The organism is Nostoc sp. PCC 9305, from assembly GCF_963920915.1.
Lineage (GTDB): Bacteria > Cyanobacteriota > Cyanobacteriia > Cyanobacteriales > Nostocaceae > Nostoc.
In genome coordinates this window covers 22,507-42,727 of record NZ_CAWUDN010000011.1, presented here as the reverse complement: position 1 = coordinate 42,727, position 20,221 = coordinate 22,507, and the positions used below count along the sequence as shown (strand labels likewise).

Below are 20,221 nucleotides of genomic sequence, written 5' to 3'. Positions count from 1 at the left end.
TTTTAGATTGAGGGCGTTTATAATTCACGTCTGATGTGAATTATAAATTTCAGGATTGACACAATTAGCCAAGCGATCGCCCCTCAACCCCGCAATTAAATTAGCGATCGCCATTGTTGCCATTTTTGAGCGCGTTTGACGGCTGGCACTGCCGATATGCGGGGCAATAATTAGATTTTCTAAGGTTAACAACAGGCTATTACTAGGAATCGGTTCGGGTTCAGTGACATCTACAGCCGCAGCAGCAATTTGACCGCTTGCAAGGGCGCGATATAGAGAATCTGGATCTACAATAGTTCCTCGCGCCGTGTTAATCAAAACAGCCGATCGCTTCATCAATTCAAATTGGCGATCGCTAATTAAATGATAAGTATCATCAGCCGATGGTGTGTGCAGTGTCACAAAATCTGACTCTTGGAGTAAGTGTTCTAACGTAGCAAACTCCACACCTAAAGATTGTTCTAATTCCGAGCTGCATCGTTGCCTACTCGTATACAAAATCCGCATTTCAAACCCTTTGGCACGACGAGCGATCGCTTGACCAATTCGCCCAAAACCAACAATTCCCAAGGTTGCACCTGTAACATTTGGCCCCAACAATAAATCTGGTTCCCAAGTCTGCCACAAACCTGCACGCGTAAACCGATCTGCCTCCACTACGCGCCGTGCAGCTGCCATTAGTAATGCCCAGGCGAAATCTGCGGTAGCATCGGTTAACACCCCAGGAGTATTACCGACGGGAATTTGTCGTGCCGTAGCGGCGGCAATGTCAATGTTATCGTAACCCACCGCCATTTGACTTATGACTTTGAGTTTCCCGGTTTCTATGAGTTGCCGATCGATTTGGTCAGTCAGCAGACATAGCAATCCATCTATTTCCTTCACTTTTTCTAGTAAAATTTCGTATGGAGGGGGTTGGCGTTCTGGCCAAACTTCGACAATGGCAAGCGATCGCAGTTGCTCTAATTCGATGGGTAGGCGACGAGTAATGAAGACTTTAGCCTGAAGCATAGTTTTAAAATGATTTTTGGATAAAGGGACGCTTCTTGCATCGGTTTGTCCTTAAAATATCATGGCGTAAATTCAAAACCTGATAAAGTTGGTTTTTATTCTGTGAAAATGAGCCGTGATGTTCCAATCAAGCAGTAGAAAGTTTACAGACAATCATCACAAGCCGTTGGAATTCAAAAGCTTGTCAAAATGTTCTGCCAGAAACTTACTCGGTGAAGTAGACTTTCTGAGGATTGCTGTAAGCTTGAAACAGGATCAAAAGCAAAAAGGAAAACTGGGTCAATTTTTGACTCCTGCTCCAGTAGCAGAATTAATGGTTGGGATGTTTGGCAAACTCGATCTTCCTCAAATATCTTTACTTGATGCTGGAGCAGGAGTTGGCTCATTGCTTGCAGCCTTTGTAGCTAAACTTTGTCACAGTCAAAAACGTCCAGCTAATTTAGATATTATTGCCTATGAAATCGATCCTTTTCTGATTGGGTATTTGCATCAGACATTGAAATTATGTGATAGAGAATGTCAAATAGCTGGGATCTCTTTAAACTATGAGATCCGAGATACAGATTTTATTGAGGATGCAGTCAGACTTATTGCCCCTAGTTTGTTCGATAATCCTGACAATTGCAGATTTACCCACGCTATTCTCAATCCCCCATATTTAAAAATTAACGCTAATTCCAAAGTTCGTGATTTGTTACGTTCCATAGGATTAGAAGCCAGCAATCTATATACAGGTTTTATCGCTGCTACAGTTCAGCTTCTTGAATCAAGAGGAGAGCTTGTAGCTATTTCGCCGCGTAGTTTCTGTAATGGGCCATATTTTAGAGACTTCCGCAGAATGTTTTTGGAAATGATGGCTTTAGACCAGATACATCTTTTTGAATCTAGACAAGATGCTTTTAGCGATCGTGAAGTTTTGCAGGAAACAATTATTATTCATGCTGTTAAACAAAAACCAAAATTTGACAATGTAACCATCAGTACAAGTTCAAATGCTGATGATGATTTTATGCTGTCAAATTCATTAGCTTATACAGAGATAGTTCTTCCTAATGACTCACAACAATTTATTCACATTATCCCCGATACATTAAGTCAGCAGGTCATTGAAAAAATGGCTAATTTTACCTGCACATTAAAAGACCTAAAATTAACTGTATCAACTGGACGTGTTGTAGATTTTCGTGCTAAAGAATATCTTTGTTTAACACCAAAAGAAGATACTGTCCCCTTGATTTATCCATTGAATTTTTCAGCAGGATATATTGAGTATCCCAAGGTAACTAAAAAGCACCAAGCTCTGGTATATGCAGAAGAAACTGCATCTCTTTTAGTACCAAATGAACATTATGTTTTGACTAAACGATTCTCCTCAAAAGAGGAAAAAAAACGAGTTGTTGCCGTTGTATATGATGCCAACCAAATTAATTGTTCTTGGGTAGGTTTTGAAAACCACCTGAATTATTTTCACAAGGACGGAAGAGGACTTAATCTTACCCTAGCACGTGGTCTTGCTGCTTATCTTAACTCTAGTCTGGTTGACGCATTTTTTCGGTTGTTTAATGGACATACTCAGGTTAATGCTACCGATTTACGAAATTTAAAATATCCGACAATAGCACAACTAATGACTATAGGGCTATATATTACTGAGCATTTTCCATCGCAGAAAGAAATTGATCAACTTCTGCAAGAAGAGTTACTGAGTATGAGCAATCAGTCTGAAAACAACCCCTTAATAATTAAAACCCGTATTGATGAAGCACTACAAATTCTCATTGAACTTGGACTTCCACGAGCACAACTTAATGAGCGTTCAGCCTTAACTCTGCTGGCTCTAATTAACTTAAAGCCAACAGATCATTGGGAAACTGCTGCATCTCCCCTAATGGGAATTACGCCAATGATGGAATTTATGGCACTGCACTATGGCAAAACATATAAACCTAATACACGGGAAACTGTTCGCCGCCAAACAGTCCATCAATTCTTAGATGCGGCTTTGATAATTGTAAATCCAGATGCACCTGAACGCCCCGTTAACAGTCCGAAAACAGTATATCAGATTGAAGAAAGTGCGCTTGAACTTTTACGTACTTATGGAACGACTGAATGGAAAAAGAGTATTCATACTTACCTTGCTTCAGTTGAAACTTTGAAACAACGATATGCTCAGGAGCGGGAACTATCGCGTATTCCGATAGTGATTGAAGGAGAAGTGAAAACTCTATCGCCAGGTGGACAGAATATTCTGATCGAAAAGATTATTAAGGAGTTTGCAGAACGTTTTACACCTGGAGGAAAACTGATTTATGTTGGTGATACAGATGAAAAATTCGCGCATTTTAATGAAGTGGCATTGAGAGATTTAGGTGTTACTATCGATTCTCATGGTAAAATGCCTGACGTGATTATCCATCATCTAAAAAATGATTGGCTGGTTTTAATTGAAGCTGTAACTTCTCATGGGCCAATTAACCCTAAACGGAAGAAAGAACTTGAAGTTATCTTTGCCGATCTAAAAATTCCCCTTGTAATGGTGACAACTTTTTTAAGTCGGAAAGCGATGGTAGAGTATTTGGCTGAAATTGCTTGGGAAACCGATGTTTGGGTTGCGGAAGATTCTACTCATCTCATTCACTTTAATGGAGAATATTTATTACAGGCTTACAAAGTAGATAGAGACTCTGAAACAGATTGAAGAAGAATTCAGAAGTCAGAATTCAGGAGTCAGAATCAAGACGCTCGTGGACTCGCTAACGCTACGCTATCAGTCGGGGATTCAGACCCGCAACTTTCTTGTTGACCACTAAATTGGAAATTTAGTGGGGGTGCAAAAACTCCGATTATTCATCTGCTTTTTCAGTCAGAATACCCAACTGAATTCTGACTCCTGACTCCTGAATTCTGTTCGATAAACTATTATTAAAAGTAAACGATCGCTAGCTTATAAGTTGTCTTTGAAGCAATATCGGTATCAACAATATTGTCATATAGATCCAATAGTTCATACAAAGCGTAGTAGAGTTAAAGTAAGAAATCTGAAGGTACGTCGATCGCTCCCAAAGCAAAATTGTCGCCATGACTAACTCAACTCCAATGGATGACGAGAAAAAGCTCCCCAAGAAGAAAGGCAAGTCCCTTCCTCCCAAGCTGATTATCTGGTTAGGAAAGTTTATCTGGACGACTATGTGGCAGATAATGATGTCAAACCTTGCTCCTCGCAATCAGTCGGGAGCATATATTCGTCCTAATAGCCAGTTTCGCAAGTTCATCGGCACAGATGAAGGGAATCCACACCCACCAGCCACGGGGCGCTACAAACTCTATGTTGGGCTGGGCTGTCCTTGGGCGCATCGAACTTTAGTTGTGCGATCGCTTAAAAAACTCGAAGCGGTAATATCAGTATGTATCGTCTCTCCTTCGCCCATTGAAGGCGGTTGGATATTTAACGATGAAGTTGAAGGTTGTCGCACACTGGCTGAATTTTATCAGCAGGCAGAACCCGGCTACAGTGGACGCTCTACAGTTCCAGTACTATGGGATAACCAAACAAAAGCGATCGTCAATAATGAGAGTTCAGAGATTATCGTCATGCTGAACTCTGAGTTTAACGAGTTCGCTAACAATCCGACGCTAAATCTTTACCCAGAAGAACTTAAAGAGAAAATTGACTGGTGGAATGAAAAGATTTATCACGCGGTAAACAACGGTGTGTATCGCTGTGGCTTTGCCCAGACTCAAGAAGCATACAATCAAGCTTGTAATGAACTGTTCGCAACTCTCGATGAAATTGAACTTGCATTGCAGACTAATCGCTATCTCTGCGGTGAAAAGCTGACACTTGCAGATGTGCGTTTATTCACAACATTATTTCGGTTTGATAGTGCCTACTATGGGCTGTTTAAATGCAATCGGCAGCGAATTCGAGACTATCAGAATCTCGGAGCTTATCTGCGCGATTTGTATCAGCTTCCAGGTGTGGCTGACACTTGCGACGTAGAAACTGTGAAGCGGGACTACTACGGAAACCTATTCCCACTCAATCCCGGCGGGATTATTCCCAACGGCCCTGATATGTCCTATCTTAATCAACCACACGATCGCGATCGCATTGGCAAAGTGAATGCTTCATGAACCAGATTAATCGAGTTGCAATTGTCGGTGGAACTCATGGCAATGAATTTACAGGAGCCTACCTAGTCCAAAAATTTGCCCAGTTTCCCGATTTAATTACTAGATCGAGTTTTGAGACAGTCACCCTGTTAGCAAATCCTCATGCTTTTGCCGCCGGAAGACGATATTTAGAAAAGGATTTAAATCGCTGTTTTCTCAAGCAAGATTTACAAGATCCGACTTTGAACAGTTACGAAGATTTGCAAGCTAAATTAATTCAGGATACCCTAACATCAAATGGGGATAAACAAGCCGATTTCATCTTAGACTTGCACAGCAGTACAGCTAATATGGGTCTGACAATTATTCTTGATAATAGTCATCCCTTAAATTTAAAATTGGCTGCTTATCTAAGCCAGCTTAATCCTTTAGTTAGGGTTTATCGCTGCTCTTTTAAATCAATTGCAGAAAACCCATTTGTCAATTCTCTGTGCGAATTAGGCTTTGCATTTGAGGTTGGCCCAATTGCCCAAGGACTTTTAAAAGCAACGCTGTTCCAACAAACAGAGGAACTTGTTCGCGCCCTTCTGGACTACCTAGAACAGTTTAACCAGGGTAAAATTCCATCAAATAACGAAACCTTGATTCTCTATGACCACTTATCAGTTGTGGACTACCCAAAAAAATCGGATGGTACAATCTTTGGGATGATTCATCCAGAGCTTCAGGATAAGGATTATCAAGCCTTGAACCCAGGAGATCCAATCTTTATAACTTTTGACGATAAAACAATTATTTATGAAGGTGTGTCTACTGTTTGGCCAATTTTTATTAATGAGGCAGCTTACTACGAAAAGGGAATTGCCATGTGTTTAACCCAAAGGCAGCAAATCAACATCTAGGAGGGAGCAACGCGATTTTGTGAGAATTCTGCGTTCAAGGCAGGAGGCAGGAGGCAGGAGGCAGGAGGCAGGAGGCAGGAGGTGTATAATGATGTAATTTCTCCCAACTTCCTACTTCAAACTTCTTGCGCCATGAGTTACAGAGAACAATTTATTTGGCAGCGTGGTGTCAAGCTTGCCATTAACTGCTATCGACTTACCGAACAATTCCCGAAATCTGAGCTTTACGGATTAACTAGCCAGGGGGCAGAAGGCAGGGGGCAGAAGGCAGGGGGCAGGAGGCAGGAGGAAAGAAGCAACTGTTTTTTATTAATATGTAAAAGCGAGAACAAGGCGTTATTTTAACCTCCTGCCTCCTGCCTTTTAACTCCTGCCTCCGAATATATTCAATTTCTACACATTGCTTTAGGTTCGCTTCGAGAACTTGATACTCAGTTGATTATTTCTAAGGAAGTCGGATTAGCATCGGCTGAACTATTTATTCCTGTTTTGGAAGAAGTCGATAGGTTTCAAGGAATTTTAGTGTCAAGTATTCAAAAGATTAAGTCTTAAAACCCTTCTGTCTCTTGCCTCCTGCCTCCTGCCCTCTGCCTCCTGCCTCACCTCACAAAATCGCATTGCTCCCCATCTAGGATGTGGATCTCAAAGTACACACAAGTTTTTTAGAGTGGCTCCATAGACTTTTAATCCCCCCAAGCCCTCTCGAAAAAAAAAGCTGTTTTTTATTTCCTCAAAGGCTCAAAAAAGACTTGTGTTGCGAACGAAAGTACTTTGAAAAATGATTGCGACAGATGGATAATAGGTGTCAACTTAACGCTAAACCCGCTTGTTGACAACGTTTTGCCCTCACCCCCAGCCCCTCCCCGCAAGCCTACGGTGTACACACAAGTCTTTGAGAGTTGCCTCACAGCGTTTAGATCCCCCCTAGCCTTAAAAAAGGGGGAACCAGAGTCAAAGTCCCCCTTTTTAAGGGGGATTTAGGGGGATCTACGACGATTTTGGTTTTATACAAAGATGTGTGTACACCGTAGCTCCCAAGGGAGAAGGGGTTAGGGGATGAGGGCGTGAGGGATTGGTAAAACGCCTGTCCGATATAGTTTTCGGTTTAAGTTGACACCAATGCAGATAGATTCACACTAAGCCAGACGCACCAAGGTAATTCCCAATCCAAAATCCAAAATCTAAAATGGTATCAGCCCCGCTCGAACTATAGAACTTGACCAATAAAGTCCAAACCTTAGACTATAATTGACGCTTAAAATTGTCTAAATAATTTAACTCATAATGAAAACAAAGCAAAAAGGAAACAAACCAATAGCCAGTCTTTCTTTAGATTTGGATAATATTTGGTCTTATTTAAAAAATCAGGGCGTTCCGGGTTGGGAGACTTATCCTTCTTACCTGGATATCGCAGTACCTCGTTTCTTAGATATTCTCAAGCAATGGGATTTGACAATCACAGTATTCATTGTCGGTCAGGATGCAGCGTTAGAAAAGAATACCAAAGCAATACAAGCGATCGCTAGCGCCGGTCACGAAATTGGCAACCATTCATTCTATCACGATCCTTGGCTACATCTGTATTCAGAGAATGAGATTGAAGAAGAGGTAGCACTCGCCGAAGAACATATCAAGCGCGTCACTCATCAACATCCTATCGGCTTTCGGGGGCCAGGATACAGTTTTTCTCCAGCAGTATTGAAAGTTTTAGCACGACGGGGATATGAATATGATGCTTCGACTTTTCCCACATTTTTGGGGCCTATAGCACGAGCATATTATTTAATAACTTGTAAATTGAGCAAGGAAGAACGTAAAAAACGGGAAGCGCTATTTGGCGGTTTTAAAAAGGGTTTGCAGCCTCTAAAACCTTACCAGTGGAAACTAGATAAGGATAAATTGACTGAGATTCCCGTTACTACCATGCCAATTTTTAAAGTGCCAATTCACTTCAGTTACATAATGTTTCTGAGTACATTTTCTTCGGAAGTGGCGTTACTGTACCTGCGAATTGCCCTTTGGCTGTGTAAAGTTACACGCGTCCAACCTTCTTTGCTACTCCATCCTACAGACTTTGTAAGTCAAGAGGATGTACCAGAACTTTCATTCTTTCCTGGTATGAGTGTTCCCACCTATAAAAAGCTGGCAATAGTGAACAAAAGTTTAGAAATTATATCGAGTCAGTTTAATGTTTTGACTGTTGGACAACACGCTAAATTTGCAGCCGATGGACGTAAACTGCCTGTATTAGTGCCTCAAAATAGATAAAAATACGATTCCTAATGAGCAACAAAACGCTCATGTAGAGACGCGATTTATCGCGTCTTGAAAAACAAATTATCTACACCAATAATCTTTAACCAAAGCGTATTATATTATAAATCTTCAGGGATAAACCACATATAATTCTCAGGAAATTTACTGAACCATCAAGACAATAAATATTACTAATATATAGAGAAATATTGTCAGGATGCTGAATATGTCAGATTTACCGCTTCAGTGCCAAAATTTGAAAGATCGGGTTGAATCTATATTACAACTTTTACAACAAGAACCAACACTACGTTCTCAAGATATTACACATATACGAACTTCTTTAAGTAAGGCGATTTCTCCCAAGTTTGAAATTGTATTTGCAGGTGCATTTAGTGCTGGAAAATCAATGCTAATAAATGCACTATTAGAAAGGGAATTACTCTATAGTGCAGAGGGACACGCTACAGGTACGGAATGCAAAATCGAGTATGCAGAAGTAGATAAAGAACGTGTTGTTTTGACGTTTTTAAGTGAAGCAGAAATTCGAGAACAAGCAGTTTCTTGGTGTCAGCAACTAGGATTTCAGACAGTCACTAATATTAACCAAGCTGAGGTAATTAACCTGCTACGTCAAGGTTCTGAAGCGATTATTCAACAGGAGGGTGGTGAGAGTAAATCAGAACGTGCAAAACAGGCGAAGGCGTTAATGTTGTTGCTAGAGGGATATATAGTAAACCGCGATCGCATCTACACGGTTAATAATGCTACATATTCAATGGAGCAATTTAACTTTTCTAACCTTAAGGAAGCGGCTGGATATGCCCGCCGTGGTAGTAATAGTGCCGTGTTGAAGCGAATAGAATATTACTGCAATCATCCTTTGCTACAAGATGGTAATGTAATTATTGACACGCCGGGGATAGATGCACCAGTAGAGAAAGATGCACAAGTAACTTATGCCAAAATTCAACATCCTGATACTTCGGCGGTGGTGTGTGTGCTAAAACCTGCTTCGGCGGGTGACATGACAAAAGAAGAAACCGAACTTTTAGAATTAATGCGGGAGAATGGGGGAGTACGCGATCGCGTTTTCTATGTCTTCAACCGGATCGATGAAACTTGGTATAATACTCAGCTACGGCAACGATTGGACGATTTAATTAGTGGGCAATTTGCCAATTCCAGAAAGGTTTATAAAACCAGTGGATTATTAGGATTTTATGGCAGTCAGATTAAACAGACAAGCCCACAAGATAGATTTGGTTTAGATTCTGTTTTTGCAGAAAGTATTAAAGGTTTAGATGGTAAAGAAGAAACTCCACAATTTGTCTATGCGTTTAACAACTACTGTGTAAATTCAGGAAAGCTATCTTCCAGTAAATTCCGTGTCTCTGTTAACGGCTTTGAAACTCCAAATCAAAATTATGTGCGGATTCTGGGAGAGTGGGGAAATGAACTGATAGAACAGTTAATTCAAGATAGTGGTACTGAAGAATTTCGCACAGCTATTACTCGTTATCTTACCGAAGAAAAGCGCCCACAATTATTTAAAAATCTTGCTGATGATTTGGAAGATGTTTGTATTAAGCTCAAAAAACATTATCAGAGTGTCCAACGCGATTTAGATAGTCAGCCCCAAGAAATTGAGACGATGAAGGCGCAAGAGTTACAACGCCTAAATCAGCAACTCCAGCAAATTGGGAGAGAATTTAGCGAGCATATCACAGAAGAAGTGAACCATGTAATTAATAATTCTTGTGATGCTTTTGAAGCAGATTTTAAGCAATTGCAATCACGAATGATTCGCCGCTTAGATGAATTGCTAGATACTTTTTCTGTAGCTTATGCTTATCGACGTGCAACCATTAGCCACCCTCGCAACGCTACCGCACCTTTGATTGCTATTTTAGTAGAGGCATTTTATTACTTAGCAAATCAATTAGAAGATATTTTGATTGAATCTTCTCAGCAAGTAGTTGCAAATTATTTCCAGCGGTTGATTGAAAAGATTCGCAAGTCAGAATATTATCGCCAACTGTATCGTTTATTAGATAATGATGGTGGCATTGAACAAGAGATCGAGAATTTAGAAAAAGTAGTTACTCAAGCATTAGTTAGTGCAGCTAGTGTAGAGTGCGATCGCTTTGTACGAGAAAGCCCTAGATTTTACGATGAAGGCACTTTTTCTATATATCAATTTCGCCAAACTTTATCACAAACTTCTCAAGGTTACGACGCTGAAAGTATCGTGGAAGCAGAACCAGCAATTAGGCAGTTATTGAAGTTAGATTTTGAACCAAAAGTTTCTCATACTATTCGTAAATCTTTCCGTCAAACCATTAATCAAACATTGAAAACTCAATTGATACCAATGGCAAATCAGCAATCAGATGAGATTTTGCAGCAATACCCACAGGCGCGTGCTTATTTGGAGAAAACATTAGGACAAGAAGCTGAAGAAAAAATTGCGAATAATCGACGATTATTAAATATTGTTGAAGAAAATATTGCAGCATATAATTCAGCAGCATCTAGTATTAATACTTGTTTACAGGCGATGCAATTATATGACAATCTTTTGCCTGTAATTGGTAATACAGATTTTATATAGAAATCCAGTTCAATTCTTGAAATAAATTACGAGTAAATACGTAGGGGGGAATATATTTAACAATTTAAATATATTTGATCTACCCCCTACTTTATCTTTGATTTATAAAAATTCTATTTTCTTAAATTTATTAATATCGAGTTGAATTTAAACCTTTTTTAGGAGAGTATTAGATACACATATAAAATGATTTTTGTTTATGAACTTACATTTAGAGGCATCAAGTAAAACAACTGAATCAAACAATAACTGGTATAAAGCCGATAATTTATCAATGAATTTCAGCTATCAATCCGCAGTGAATGCACTAGGACAAAAAGCACTCTCAGGGATTGAATTGTCATATTTGTTCCAAGATACAGTTATTTTAGTAGCTCAAATATTAGATATAAAATATAGTCGAATTTGGCAAGTACTTTCAGATAGTCATTCTTTACGTAAAGTAGCTAGCATTGGAGAGAACTCGTTAGAAACAGACTCTTCTGAGATTAATATCATAACGAATCAGCAAGTACAGAAGTTCTTGGAGAATACTCAGCCAATTATTCAGATCAACACATCCTATTGTCAGATAGATGAATTAACTATTCCTTCTCCTTCAGATAGTGTTGCTGGATTGAGTGTGCTAATTCCTGGTGCGAGTAAACCTTTAGGTTTCCTAGAAGTATATGCTACCGAGGCGAGGAATTTTTCTCCAGACGATATTCATTTTTTACAATCCATAACTCATATTTTAGCAACAGCGATTGAACGCAAGCGTTCAGAAGCGTTAATGTACACCCAAAGCCAAATTTTAGAACAAGTGACATTTGGGGTTAACCTATATGAAATTTTTAATAACCTTTGTATTTTGCTAGAGCAAGAATTACCAGGAGCATATTGCTCAATTTTAGTTGTAGATCGAGAAAATCACCGACTGCGGGGAGGAGCAGCACCAACTTTACCCCAAGAATATGTTAAAGGTGTTGATGGTTTGATGATTGGTGAGTGTTGTGGTTCTTGTGGTACTGCTGCTTATAGAGGAGATTCAGTATTTGCCACTGATATTGCCAATGATGTTTTATGGGCTGATTTTCGAGATTTTGCTCTAAGTTACAATATTAGAGCTTGTTGGTCATCACCTTTTACTTCACAAACTGGTGAAGTTTTAGGAACATTTGCCATATCTCATAAATTTCCTTGTCATCCTACTCCGCATCATTTAGAAATTCTCAAAACAGCCACCCATATTGCCAGTATTGCAACAGAAACCGTCAGAGCCGCAGAAGCTTTACAAAAGGCTAACAACGAGTTAGAACGAAAAGTTGCAGAACGAACATCTGAATTAAGAAAAGCTTTACTTGACTTACAACAGACACAAGCTCAACTAGTTCACAGTGAAAAAATGTCGAGTTTAGGACAAATGGTAGCAGGTGTTGCCCATGAAATTAATAATCCCATTAGTTTTATTGCTGGTAATCTCGAATATGCAAATCGATATATCAATGATTTACTAGATTTGATTGCAGTTTATCACGAGCAATATCCCCAGTTAAATCCCACCATAGCAGCCAAAATAAAAACTATTGATTTAGAGTACTTGTGTGACGATCTACCGAAGTTAATGGCATCTATGACAGTAGGTAGTGAGCGAATTACAGAAATTGTTCTCGGCTTACGAAACTTCTCACGACTAGATGAAGCAAAAATGAAGTCTGTAGATATTCATGAAGGTATAGATAATACATTAATGATTCTGAATCATCAGTTGACACTACCTAATAATTTACCTGATATCCAGATAGTTAAAGAGTATGGTAAACTCCCCAAGGCTAAGTGTTATGCCAACCAGCTAAATCAGGTTTTTATGAATATTCTCAATAATGCGATTTATGCCTTAAAAGAGAATCTGAAACATTGGCAGTCTACAAATCAGACACCAACTATTCAAATTAAAACTTCACTCATAGACAAAGAGATGCTTTTGATTAGTATTAAAGATAATGGTTTTGGGATGAATTCAGAAGTTCAGGAACATATTTTCGATCCTTTCTTCACTACTAAACCTGTTGGTAAAGGAACTGGTTTAGGTTTATCAATCAGTTATCAGATTGTTGTTGAAAAGCACCAGGGTAAGCTCAGTTGTATCTCTGCATTAGGTCAGGGAACGGAATTCCAAATTGAAATTCCTATTGAGATTTTAAGTAGTCAGCAATAACATCGCTTTGGCTCTTTGGGGTTCTGATTTTTGATTTATGCAAGAGGACTAATGATTTACACTTGCCATAACGACTCTGTACAAAACTAGATATGGGAGCATCTCACCATTGCAAATATACCAGGCGATTAGAAATCGCGGCTACACAAACAAAGTCCGCCTACGCGGACTCAAAGAATTTGAAACCCACGGAGGTGGGTTTTGTTTGTATAGCCACGAATTCCATTCGCCAGGACAGGCGCGTTTTTACACTCATTGAGATGATCCCACTAGATACTGGGTATTATGGAATTCCAAATAAAAAAATATCCGAAAACTGAAGCAAAAATCTTCTCTATTTCTCCTCGCTCTGTCTTCTTTGCGTCTAGAGTGGTTAGTTTATGGTTATGACTATCAAGCGTCGGGAATTTCTTGCAACCTGTGGGCTGGCTACCTTAGCCACTCAAATACCAACACTTACCGCCCAAGGTAAGCCATCTCTAAACACCATCCGCAAGCCGCCCCGCCTGCAACCTGGCGATACCGTAGGATTGATAGCCCCTGCGGGTATCGTTGACCCTAAAGACATTGAAGCAGCACAGAAATCAATCTCACAGTTAGGATTAAAAGTCAAGCTGGGGAAGCATATTTTAGATCGTTACGGCTATTTAGCGGGTAAAGACAGCGATCGCGCCCAGGATGTAAACTTGATGTTTAGCGATCGCACCATAAAAGCAATTATTCCCATGCGTGGTGGTTGGGGCTGCAATCGCATTTTACCCTTACTCGATTACTCGCTAATCCGTTCCCATCCAAAAATTATCATCGGGTATAGCGATATTACCACCCTGTTGTTGGCAATTAATGCCCGTAGTCAAATGGTTACTTTTCATGGGCCAGTTGCTACGTCTACCTGGAATCAATTTACAGTAGATTACTTCAAGCGCATCCTATTTAATGCTGAAGCTGTGACTATGCAAAATCTCAATCCTAGCGAAGTGCGGTTGGAGGTAATAGCACCGGGAAAGGCAAGGGGTAAACTTGTGGGTGGAAACTTATCAGTACTATCAGCAATGGTAGGTTCACCTTACCTACCTTCCTGGAACAAGAGCATTCTGTTTGTGGAAGAAGTTGGCGAGGATGTTTATCGTATAGATAGGATGCTGACGCAGTTAAAAACTGCTGGGATACTTAATCAAATTACAGGTTTTATCTTTGGGCAATGTACTAAATGTAGTCTTGGAGATGAACCGTCATTTACGTTAATGCAAGTATTGCAACAACACATACTTCCTTTAGGTATTCCTGCTTGGTATGGTTCAATGATTGGTCATATTAAGGATAAATTTACCTTGCCAATCGGTGTGGAAGTGGAAATAGATGCTGAACTTGGGACAATACGAATGTTAGAGGTGGCAGTCAGCCCCTTTGGGGAAGTCAAAAGTCAAAAGTCAAATAATTTTGGATTTTAAATTTATTTTGCGTAGCTTGCTTATTGCGAAGCGAGTATAAGTGATTTCCAAGAAATAAACGAACCACAGAGACGCAGAGAACACAGAGAGGGGAGAAATAGAGAGGGTTTTGTGTCCTTGGAAGTCCCTAAATTCGGGCGCAACTCATGGAGATAAATTCGCGTTCGGACTTTTTGAAATTTGGGATTGAAGATTCAAAATCTAAAATTCGCTGATTTTGATTAAGATTTTGATAGACAAGTATGCATTTCTCCTCGCTATGTTACGACTAACAGAAGTAAAGCTCCCGCTCGATCATCCTGAAGATGAGATCAAGACTGCCATCCTCAAAAAGCTGCAAATTACAGACGAAGAATTGATCGGTTATTCCATCTTCAAGCGTAGCTACGATGCCCGTAAGAAAGGAGAGATCGCTCTTGTTTATATTCTGGATGTAGAAACAACTCAGGAAACCCATCTACTCAAGCGCCTGAAAAAAGATCCCCATGTCATGGCTACGCCAGACATGAGTTATCGCCCAGTGGCACAAGCACCGAGCAATTTGACGATTCGCCCCATCGTGATTGGTACTGGGCCTTGTGGCTTGTTTGCGGGTTTGATGCTGGCGCAAATGGGCTTCCGTCCCATCATTTTAGAACGTGGGAAAAAAGTTCGCGATCGCACCGTTGATACCTTTAACTTTTGGAAGAAAAAATCAGACTTCAACTCAGAATCCAATGTTCAATTTGGCGAAGGTGGGGCGGGTACATTTTCCGATGGCAAACTCTACAGTCAAGTCAAAGATCCTCAGCATTATGGGCGTAAGGTACTAACCGAACTCGTCAATGCGGGAGCCTCACCAGAAATTCTCTATATCAATAAACCGCACATCGGCACCTTCAAACTGGTGGGAATCGTCCAAAGTATGCGTGCCAAAATCGAATCCCTCGGTGGCGAAATTCGCTTTCAAAGCCTAGTGGAAGATATTAACATCGAAAATGGACAGGTGCGGGGAGTCACCCTCGCCAGTGGGGAATATATCGCCAGCGATTATGTAGTTCTGGCGGTAGGTCATAGCGCCCGCGATACCTTCCAAATGCTATACGATCGCGGGGTTTACATTGAGCCAAAACCTTTTTCCATCGGCTTTCGGATCGAACATCCCCAGACTCTCATCGACCAATGTCGTTTCGGCGCTCAGGCTGGTCATAAGCTTTTAGGTGCTGCCGATTACAAACTAGTTCACCACTGCCAAAATGGTCGTTCTGTCTATAGTTTTTGTATGTGTCCGGGAGGTTTGGTAGTTGCAGCCGCATCAGAACCGGGGCGACTTGTCACCAATGGGATGAGCCAATACTCTCGCAATGAGCGTAATGCCAACAGTGCGATCGTTGTGGGCATCACTCCCGAAGATTATCCAGGAAATGCCTTGGCAGGAATCGACTTTCAACGGCGCTTAGAAGAACGGGCTTTTGAATTGGGCGGCAGTACTTATGAAGCTCCAGGACAGTTGGTGGGAGACTTTCTCAACCATCGTCCCTCGACAGTATTGGGCACTGTTAAACCGTCTTATACACCTGGAGTACACTTGGGTGATCTAAGTCAGAGTTTACCAGATTATGCGATCGCAGCCATTCGTGAAGCACTTCCCGCTTTTGACAAACAAATTAAAGGATTTGCAATGGATGATGCCGTGTTGACTGGGGTGGAAACCCGCACATCATCACCAATTCGGATTAAACGCAAAGAGGATTATCAAAGTTTAAATACAATCGGTCTTTATCCAGCTGGTGAAGGCGCGGGATACGCCGGGGGAATCCTCTCGGCTGGTATCGATGGTATCAAGGTAGCGGAGGCGGTGGCTTTAAGTATATTGCGAACCGTAAATCAAAAAATCTGAGAAGATACGTTTTATGGATGGTTGTTTCTAAAAGGGGAAAGGCGATCGCATCTTAGGAAACAATATCTATTGGTCGGGGTCTAAATCCCCGTCCCAAAACGGAATTGCTCTCTTCTCTACGAGACGCTCCGCGAACGTAGCAGGGCGAAGCCCATTGCGAATTGCGAATTGCGAATTGCGAATTGTTTTAACCCTTGGAATCATCAATCAAAGAACAGCCTTACTTAGTTCAAAACAGAAACTTTATTCAATATCTGTGGATTATATCGTGGTAATTAATCCTGATGATGTTTACACTTGCCATACATAAAATCAATTCAGTTTATTACTTGTAAACGCTTCAAAATTTCTTTTATAAAAAGTAGCTTTATGAATATTACCAGCATTTTATCAAACACCCAGATAACAGAAAAAGTTCGGATTCTGGTTGTTGAAGATGAGTATATCCTGTCAATGAATTTACAAGAAACTTTAGAACTGCTGGGATACACTGTTTTAGATATTATTGATACGGCAGAAACGGCCATTGAGAAAGCTGGTGAACTGCTCCCAAACTTGGTTTTAATGGATATCCAGTTGCGGGGTCAGATGGACGGTATTCAGGCGGCGGAGCTAATCTGGAATCGTTTTCAAGTCCCTGTCGTCTATATTACCGGACATTCTGACAAAAGCACTGTGGAACGAGCTAACATGACATTTGCTTTTGGTTACATCCTCAAACCTGTCAAAGAACAACAACTTTATGTTGCTATTCAAACAGCACTCAATCGTTATCAACGGGAGCAATTGTCACAATCTCAACGGCTTAACCAGTTGAAAAATAATTTTCTAGCAACCGCCTCTCATGAAATGCGAATGCCCTTATCGAATATCAAAACGACAATCTCCGTGCTAGAAAATATTCTGGAGCGAGAGGGCATTTTAAATTCAGAGCTACTTTCTCCATTTGAGTCTGTAGCTGGCTACGTAACTATTCTGCGTCAACAATGTGAAAACGGGCTAGATTTGGTAAACACTTTGCTGTCTTTGCAAATGATTGATACAGATGTATATCCATTAGAATTAACTTCATTTCAACTTCAAGATTGGCTTCCTCATCTAACCTTGTATTTTCGAGAACTCGCTCGTTCTCAAAAACAGATTTTCCAGGTTAATATTCCTCAAAATTTACCACCTATGGTTTCAGACTTAGGTGTTGTTAGCAAAATTATCTCCGAATTACTCAACAATGCCTGCAAATATTCTCCTCCTGATGAAGAGATTAGATTAACTGTCCAGACTATCTACATGACAAAAAGTGCAATCGATAAAGACGATCGATCTGGTATGACAATTAATTCTCAAGTACCCTTCTTTCAAATTACAATTAGCAACTCTGGTGTAATAATCCCTAAAACAGAGCAATCTCGAATATTTGAGCCATTTTACCGAATTCCTTACAACGATTTCTGGAAAATTGGCGGGACAGGATTGGGCTTGACATTAGTTAAGAAGCTTATAGAATTTCTCCAAGGCACAATAGAAGTTACCAATATTGAAGATTGCACAAGATTCACTGTCTTATTACCGTTAAGCCTGTCAGATTTATCATCTTAAGCAAACATTATATTTCTCTCCACGCGCAGAGAAAGAAAATAGATTTTACAAGTCACCTGGAAAAGCCTAGTCTTATACAGAAGAATTCAGGAGTAAAATACGTTTTATACCTTTCTTTCAGCTTTCTTCTATTTCATTCTGTGATGTTATTCATGCCAATATCAATTCTAATATCAAGCCCCACCTAGATACATTTCGAGGTAGGGCTTTTGTTTTTATGGCTGGAATCGATATGCAATCATGTATTAAGCGCGATGGCGTACACGCCCTTTCCGGTGGCGATCGCACTGGGAAATTTAGCCGAACGTTAAAGCTGGTTCTTCACAGAAGTTAAATACGGCTGACTCACTTTCTGATTCATCTTCAAATACAGCAGATATATACCATTCACAGGGCGAATCATTCGTATATTCAGCCCAAGCAATTGTCACTGTTTCACCCGATGGAATTCCTGAATCACTCAAGGTAAATGAAGCCCACTCTTCATCATCGACAGATACCCACAACTCTGTAATTGCTTGTTCGGTATCATTGGTAACAGTAAACGTGAATTGATCTGACATAAATAGCCTTGCCTTTTAGCGATAAATAAATTGCAGGTTGTCAGTCACCGATTATACTGCCACTTTTTTTAAACGTTGTCATCATAACTGCCAGAATATAGATTCAGAGGTCGTTTCAAGCTTTTTTGGCTAAATTTAAATTTGTTAAAGAGTATTAAAAATATCACAGGTAAGACGCGATGAATCGCCGTCTCTACAATAATCGGTCTTTTGTAGAGACGGCGATTTATCGCGTCTTTGTGATGATTTATCGCGTCTTTACGATCTAACAGAAGTAGTTGAGAGCGATCGCCTTAATACAACTCATATTTCATTAACTGACAAGGCAGCGCTCCGTTATACACCGCAATTCGCTGGGATGATTTAAGTCCAATTGATTGAGATAGTTCCTTGTTACCACTGAGTACAAACGCAGTCCAGCCTTTGAAGCGTTGTTTCAATACATCGCCCAAAAGTTTGTAAAATGCCCCTAAATCGCTATCTCGCCCCAGTCGTTCGCCATAGGGTGGATTGCAGAATAAAATCCCACTATCTGCGGGGGCGACAACATCAGCCAGCTCCATTTGAGAAAACCATACATGGTTATCAACGCCGCAATTTTGAGCATTATTAATCGCTTGCTCAATTATATTTTCATCGCGATCGCTTCCCCAAATAGGTGCAGTCAGGGTATCTAGTTGGCTCTCCTTAGCTTCTTGGAGCAGCTTTTCTAAAAGGGGCAGATCGAAATCGAGCCAATTTTCAAATCCAAAGCTATCGCGAAACAGCCCTGGTGCAATGTTCAGTGCCTTTAAGCAAGCTTCCAGAGGTAAAGTGCCAGATCCACACAGAGGATCGTAGAACATCTGGTTTGGTTGCCAACCCGAAAGTTGAATCAGGGCAGCAGCCAGAGATTCCTTGAGAGGGGCTACTCCCACCGCAGGACGGTAGCCTCGGCGATGCAGACTATTGCCAGAACTGTCGAGTTTTACGGTACAAAAATCGCGTTCAATATGAACATTAACCCGCACATCTGGGTCATGAAGCTCTACATTTGAACGCTCGCCCAGATTTTCTTGCTGCTGGTCAACGATCGCATTTTTCACCTGAAGAGAAGTGAAGTGGCTGTGGTTGAGGTGCTGGTTTTTGCCCGTGACATTCACCGCCAGGGTCATATCTGGCGTCAGATAGTTTTGCCAATCGATAGTCTGGATACCGCGATAGAGATCCTTGGCATCAAGGCATGGAAACTCATTGATATTCACCAAGATTCGGAACGGCAGCCTAGCCCAAAGATTGACGCGATAAAGTAAAGTGCGATCGCCCTCAAAGGCTACACCGCAAAACCCCGGCTCTACGGAATGGGCACCCAGTTGCTCTAACTCCTGAGCCGCAAGGGTTTCTAATCCGCGAGCAACCGTTGCAAAATACTGATTCATCCTCTAATCCAAAGCATTATCTTCACTGCTCACCCATTGACGCACTTTAGCTTAACTTATATCTGGTGACATTCTCTCTCGTTAAGTCTGCAACTATAACCTTAAATAGATTAGAGGCAGGAGTCAGGACACAGTAAATATTTTTTGAAAGAGATTATATTTTCTTCAGTTTAAGTACTATCTTAAATTAATTAACCTTGCTAATATCAAGCTGAAAT

At 40.6% G+C, this 20,221-nt stretch carries 12 protein-coding genes and 1 pseudogene; 10 read left to right on the top strand and 3 right to left on the bottom strand.

The features are described 5' to 3' along the window. Positions 1 to 24: 24 nt before the first annotated feature. Complete coding sequence (locus tag ACM0OX_RS06385; RefSeq protein ID WP_414514005.1) at positions 25 to 1,011, bottom strand: 2-hydroxyacid dehydrogenase; 987 nt, start codon at positions 1,009 to 1,011, stop codon at positions 25 to 27. Positions 1,012 to 1,129: 118 nt separating this feature from the next. Between ACM0OX_RS06385 and ACM0OX_RS06380 the strand changes: the two genes are divergently transcribed. The 10 genes and pseudogenes from ACM0OX_RS06380 to ACM0OX_RS06335 all read left to right on the top strand — a co-directional run bounded on the left by ACM0OX_RS06380 (position 1,130) and on the right by ACM0OX_RS06335 (position 18,022). Beyond that, positions 1,130 to 3,712: a BsuBI/PstI family type II restriction endonuclease gene (locus tag ACM0OX_RS06380; RefSeq protein WP_414514091.1), complete on the top strand. Its 2,583-nt coding sequence runs from the start codon at positions 1,130 to 1,132 to the stop codon at positions 3,710 to 3,712. 380 nt (positions 3,713 to 4,092) lie between these two features. Beyond that, positions 4,093 to 5,148: a glutathione S-transferase family protein gene (locus ACM0OX_RS06375; protein WP_414514003.1), complete on the top strand. Its 1,056-nt coding sequence runs from the start codon at positions 4,093 to 4,095 to the stop codon at positions 5,146 to 5,148. After that, positions 5,145 to 6,029 (top strand): aspartoacylase, encoded by an 885-nt coding sequence (locus tag ACM0OX_RS06370; RefSeq protein WP_414514001.1) that lies wholly within the window; start codon positions 5,145 to 5,147, stop codon positions 6,027 to 6,029. Before ACM0OX_RS06375 ends, ACM0OX_RS06370 begins: the two co-directional genes overlap by 4 nt. 132 nt (positions 6,030 to 6,161) lie before the next feature. After that, positions 6,162 to 6,581, top strand: a pseudogene (locus ACM0OX_RS06365) (four helix bundle protein). Between the two features lie 732 nt (positions 6,582 to 7,313). Next, entirely contained in the window at positions 7,314 to 8,297 is a 984-nt protein-coding gene (locus ACM0OX_RS06360) for a polysaccharide deacetylase family protein (RefSeq protein WP_414513999.1), read from the top strand. A 214-nt stretch (positions 8,298 to 8,511) separates the two neighbouring features. Further along, a complete protein-coding gene (locus ACM0OX_RS06355) occupies positions 8,512 to 10,899 on the top strand; it encodes a dynamin family protein (RefSeq protein ID WP_414513997.1) in 2,388 nt (795 codons plus the stop codon). A 199-nt stretch (positions 10,900 to 11,098) separates the two neighbouring features. Further along, positions 11,099 to 13,096 (top strand): ATP-binding protein, encoded by a 1,998-nt coding sequence (locus ACM0OX_RS06350; RefSeq protein ID WP_414513995.1) that lies wholly within the window; start codon positions 11,099 to 11,101, stop codon positions 13,094 to 13,096. A 386-nt stretch (positions 13,097 to 13,482) separates the two neighbouring features. After that, positions 13,483 to 14,547: a S66 peptidase family protein gene (locus ACM0OX_RS06345; protein ID WP_414514089.1), complete on the top strand. Its 1,065-nt coding sequence runs from the start codon at positions 13,483 to 13,485 to the stop codon at positions 14,545 to 14,547. A gap of 259 nt (positions 14,548 to 14,806) precedes the next feature. Next, positions 14,807 to 16,426 carry an NAD(P)/FAD-dependent oxidoreductase gene (locus tag ACM0OX_RS06340; protein ID WP_414513993.1) on the top strand — a complete coding sequence of 540 codons (1,620 nt, stop codon included), beginning with the start codon at positions 14,807 to 14,809 and terminating at the stop codon, positions 16,424 to 16,426. Between the two features lie 369 nt (positions 16,427 to 16,795). Then, complete coding sequence (locus ACM0OX_RS06335; protein WP_414513991.1) at positions 16,796 to 18,022, top strand: response regulator; 1,227 nt, start codon at positions 16,796 to 16,798, stop codon at positions 18,020 to 18,022. Between the two features lie 296 nt (positions 18,023 to 18,318). On the opposite strand, the gene ACM0OX_RS06330 is transcribed toward ACM0OX_RS06335, so the two are convergent. Together ACM0OX_RS06330 and ACM0OX_RS06325 are read right to left on the bottom strand one after the other, a co-directional pair. Continuing rightward, positions 18,319 to 18,585 (bottom strand): hypothetical protein, encoded by a 267-nt coding sequence (locus ACM0OX_RS06330; protein ID WP_334698352.1) that lies wholly within the window; start codon positions 18,583 to 18,585, stop codon positions 18,319 to 18,321. Between the two features lie 293 nt (positions 18,586 to 18,878). Continuing rightward, positions 18,879 to 20,003: a THUMP domain-containing class I SAM-dependent RNA methyltransferase gene (locus ACM0OX_RS06325; RefSeq protein ID WP_414513989.1), complete on the bottom strand. Its 1,125-nt coding sequence runs from the start codon at positions 20,001 to 20,003 to the stop codon at positions 18,879 to 18,881. Positions 20,004 to 20,221 lie beyond the last annotated feature (218 nt).

Excerpts from the sequence above, each read along its gene's own strand:
- ACM0OX_RS06340 (WP_414513993.1), top strand. The coding sequence starts at position 14,807 with ATGTTACGACTAACAGAAGTAAAGCTCCCGCTCGATCATCCTGAAGAT.
- ACM0OX_RS06330 (WP_334698352.1), bottom strand. The coding sequence starts at position 18,585 with ATGTCAGATCAATTCACGTTTACTGTTACCAATGATACCGAACAAGCA.
- ACM0OX_RS06385 (WP_414514005.1), bottom strand. The coding sequence starts at position 1,011 with ATGCTTCAGGCTAAAGTCTTCATTACTCGTCGCCTACCCATCGAATTA.
- ACM0OX_RS06380 (WP_414514091.1), top strand. The coding sequence starts at position 1,130 with ATGTTCCAATCAAGCAGTAGAAAGTTTACAGACAATCATCACAAGCCG.
- ACM0OX_RS06335 (WP_414513991.1), top strand. The coding sequence starts at position 16,796 with ATGAATATTACCAGCATTTTATCAAACACCCAGATAACAGAAAAAGTT.
- ACM0OX_RS06355 (WP_414513997.1), top strand. The coding sequence starts at position 8,512 with ATGTCAGATTTACCGCTTCAGTGCCAAAATTTGAAAGATCGGGTTGAA.
- ACM0OX_RS06325 (WP_414513989.1), bottom strand. The coding sequence starts at position 20,003 with ATGAATCAGTATTTTGCAACGGTTGCTCGCGGATTAGAAACCCTTGCG.
- ACM0OX_RS06345 (WP_414514089.1), top strand. The coding sequence starts at position 13,483 with ATGACTATCAAGCGTCGGGAATTTCTTGCAACCTGTGGGCTGGCTACC.
- ACM0OX_RS06360 (WP_414513999.1), top strand. The coding sequence starts at position 7,314 with ATGAAAACAAAGCAAAAAGGAAACAAACCAATAGCCAGTCTTTCTTTA.
- ACM0OX_RS06370 (WP_414514001.1), top strand. The coding sequence starts at position 5,145 with ATGAACCAGATTAATCGAGTTGCAATTGTCGGTGGAACTCATGGCAAT.
- ACM0OX_RS06375 (WP_414514003.1), top strand. The coding sequence starts at position 4,093 with ATGACTAACTCAACTCCAATGGATGACGAGAAAAAGCTCCCCAAGAAG.
- ACM0OX_RS06350 (WP_414513995.1), top strand. The coding sequence starts at position 11,099 with ATGAACTTACATTTAGAGGCATCAAGTAAAACAACTGAATCAAACAAT.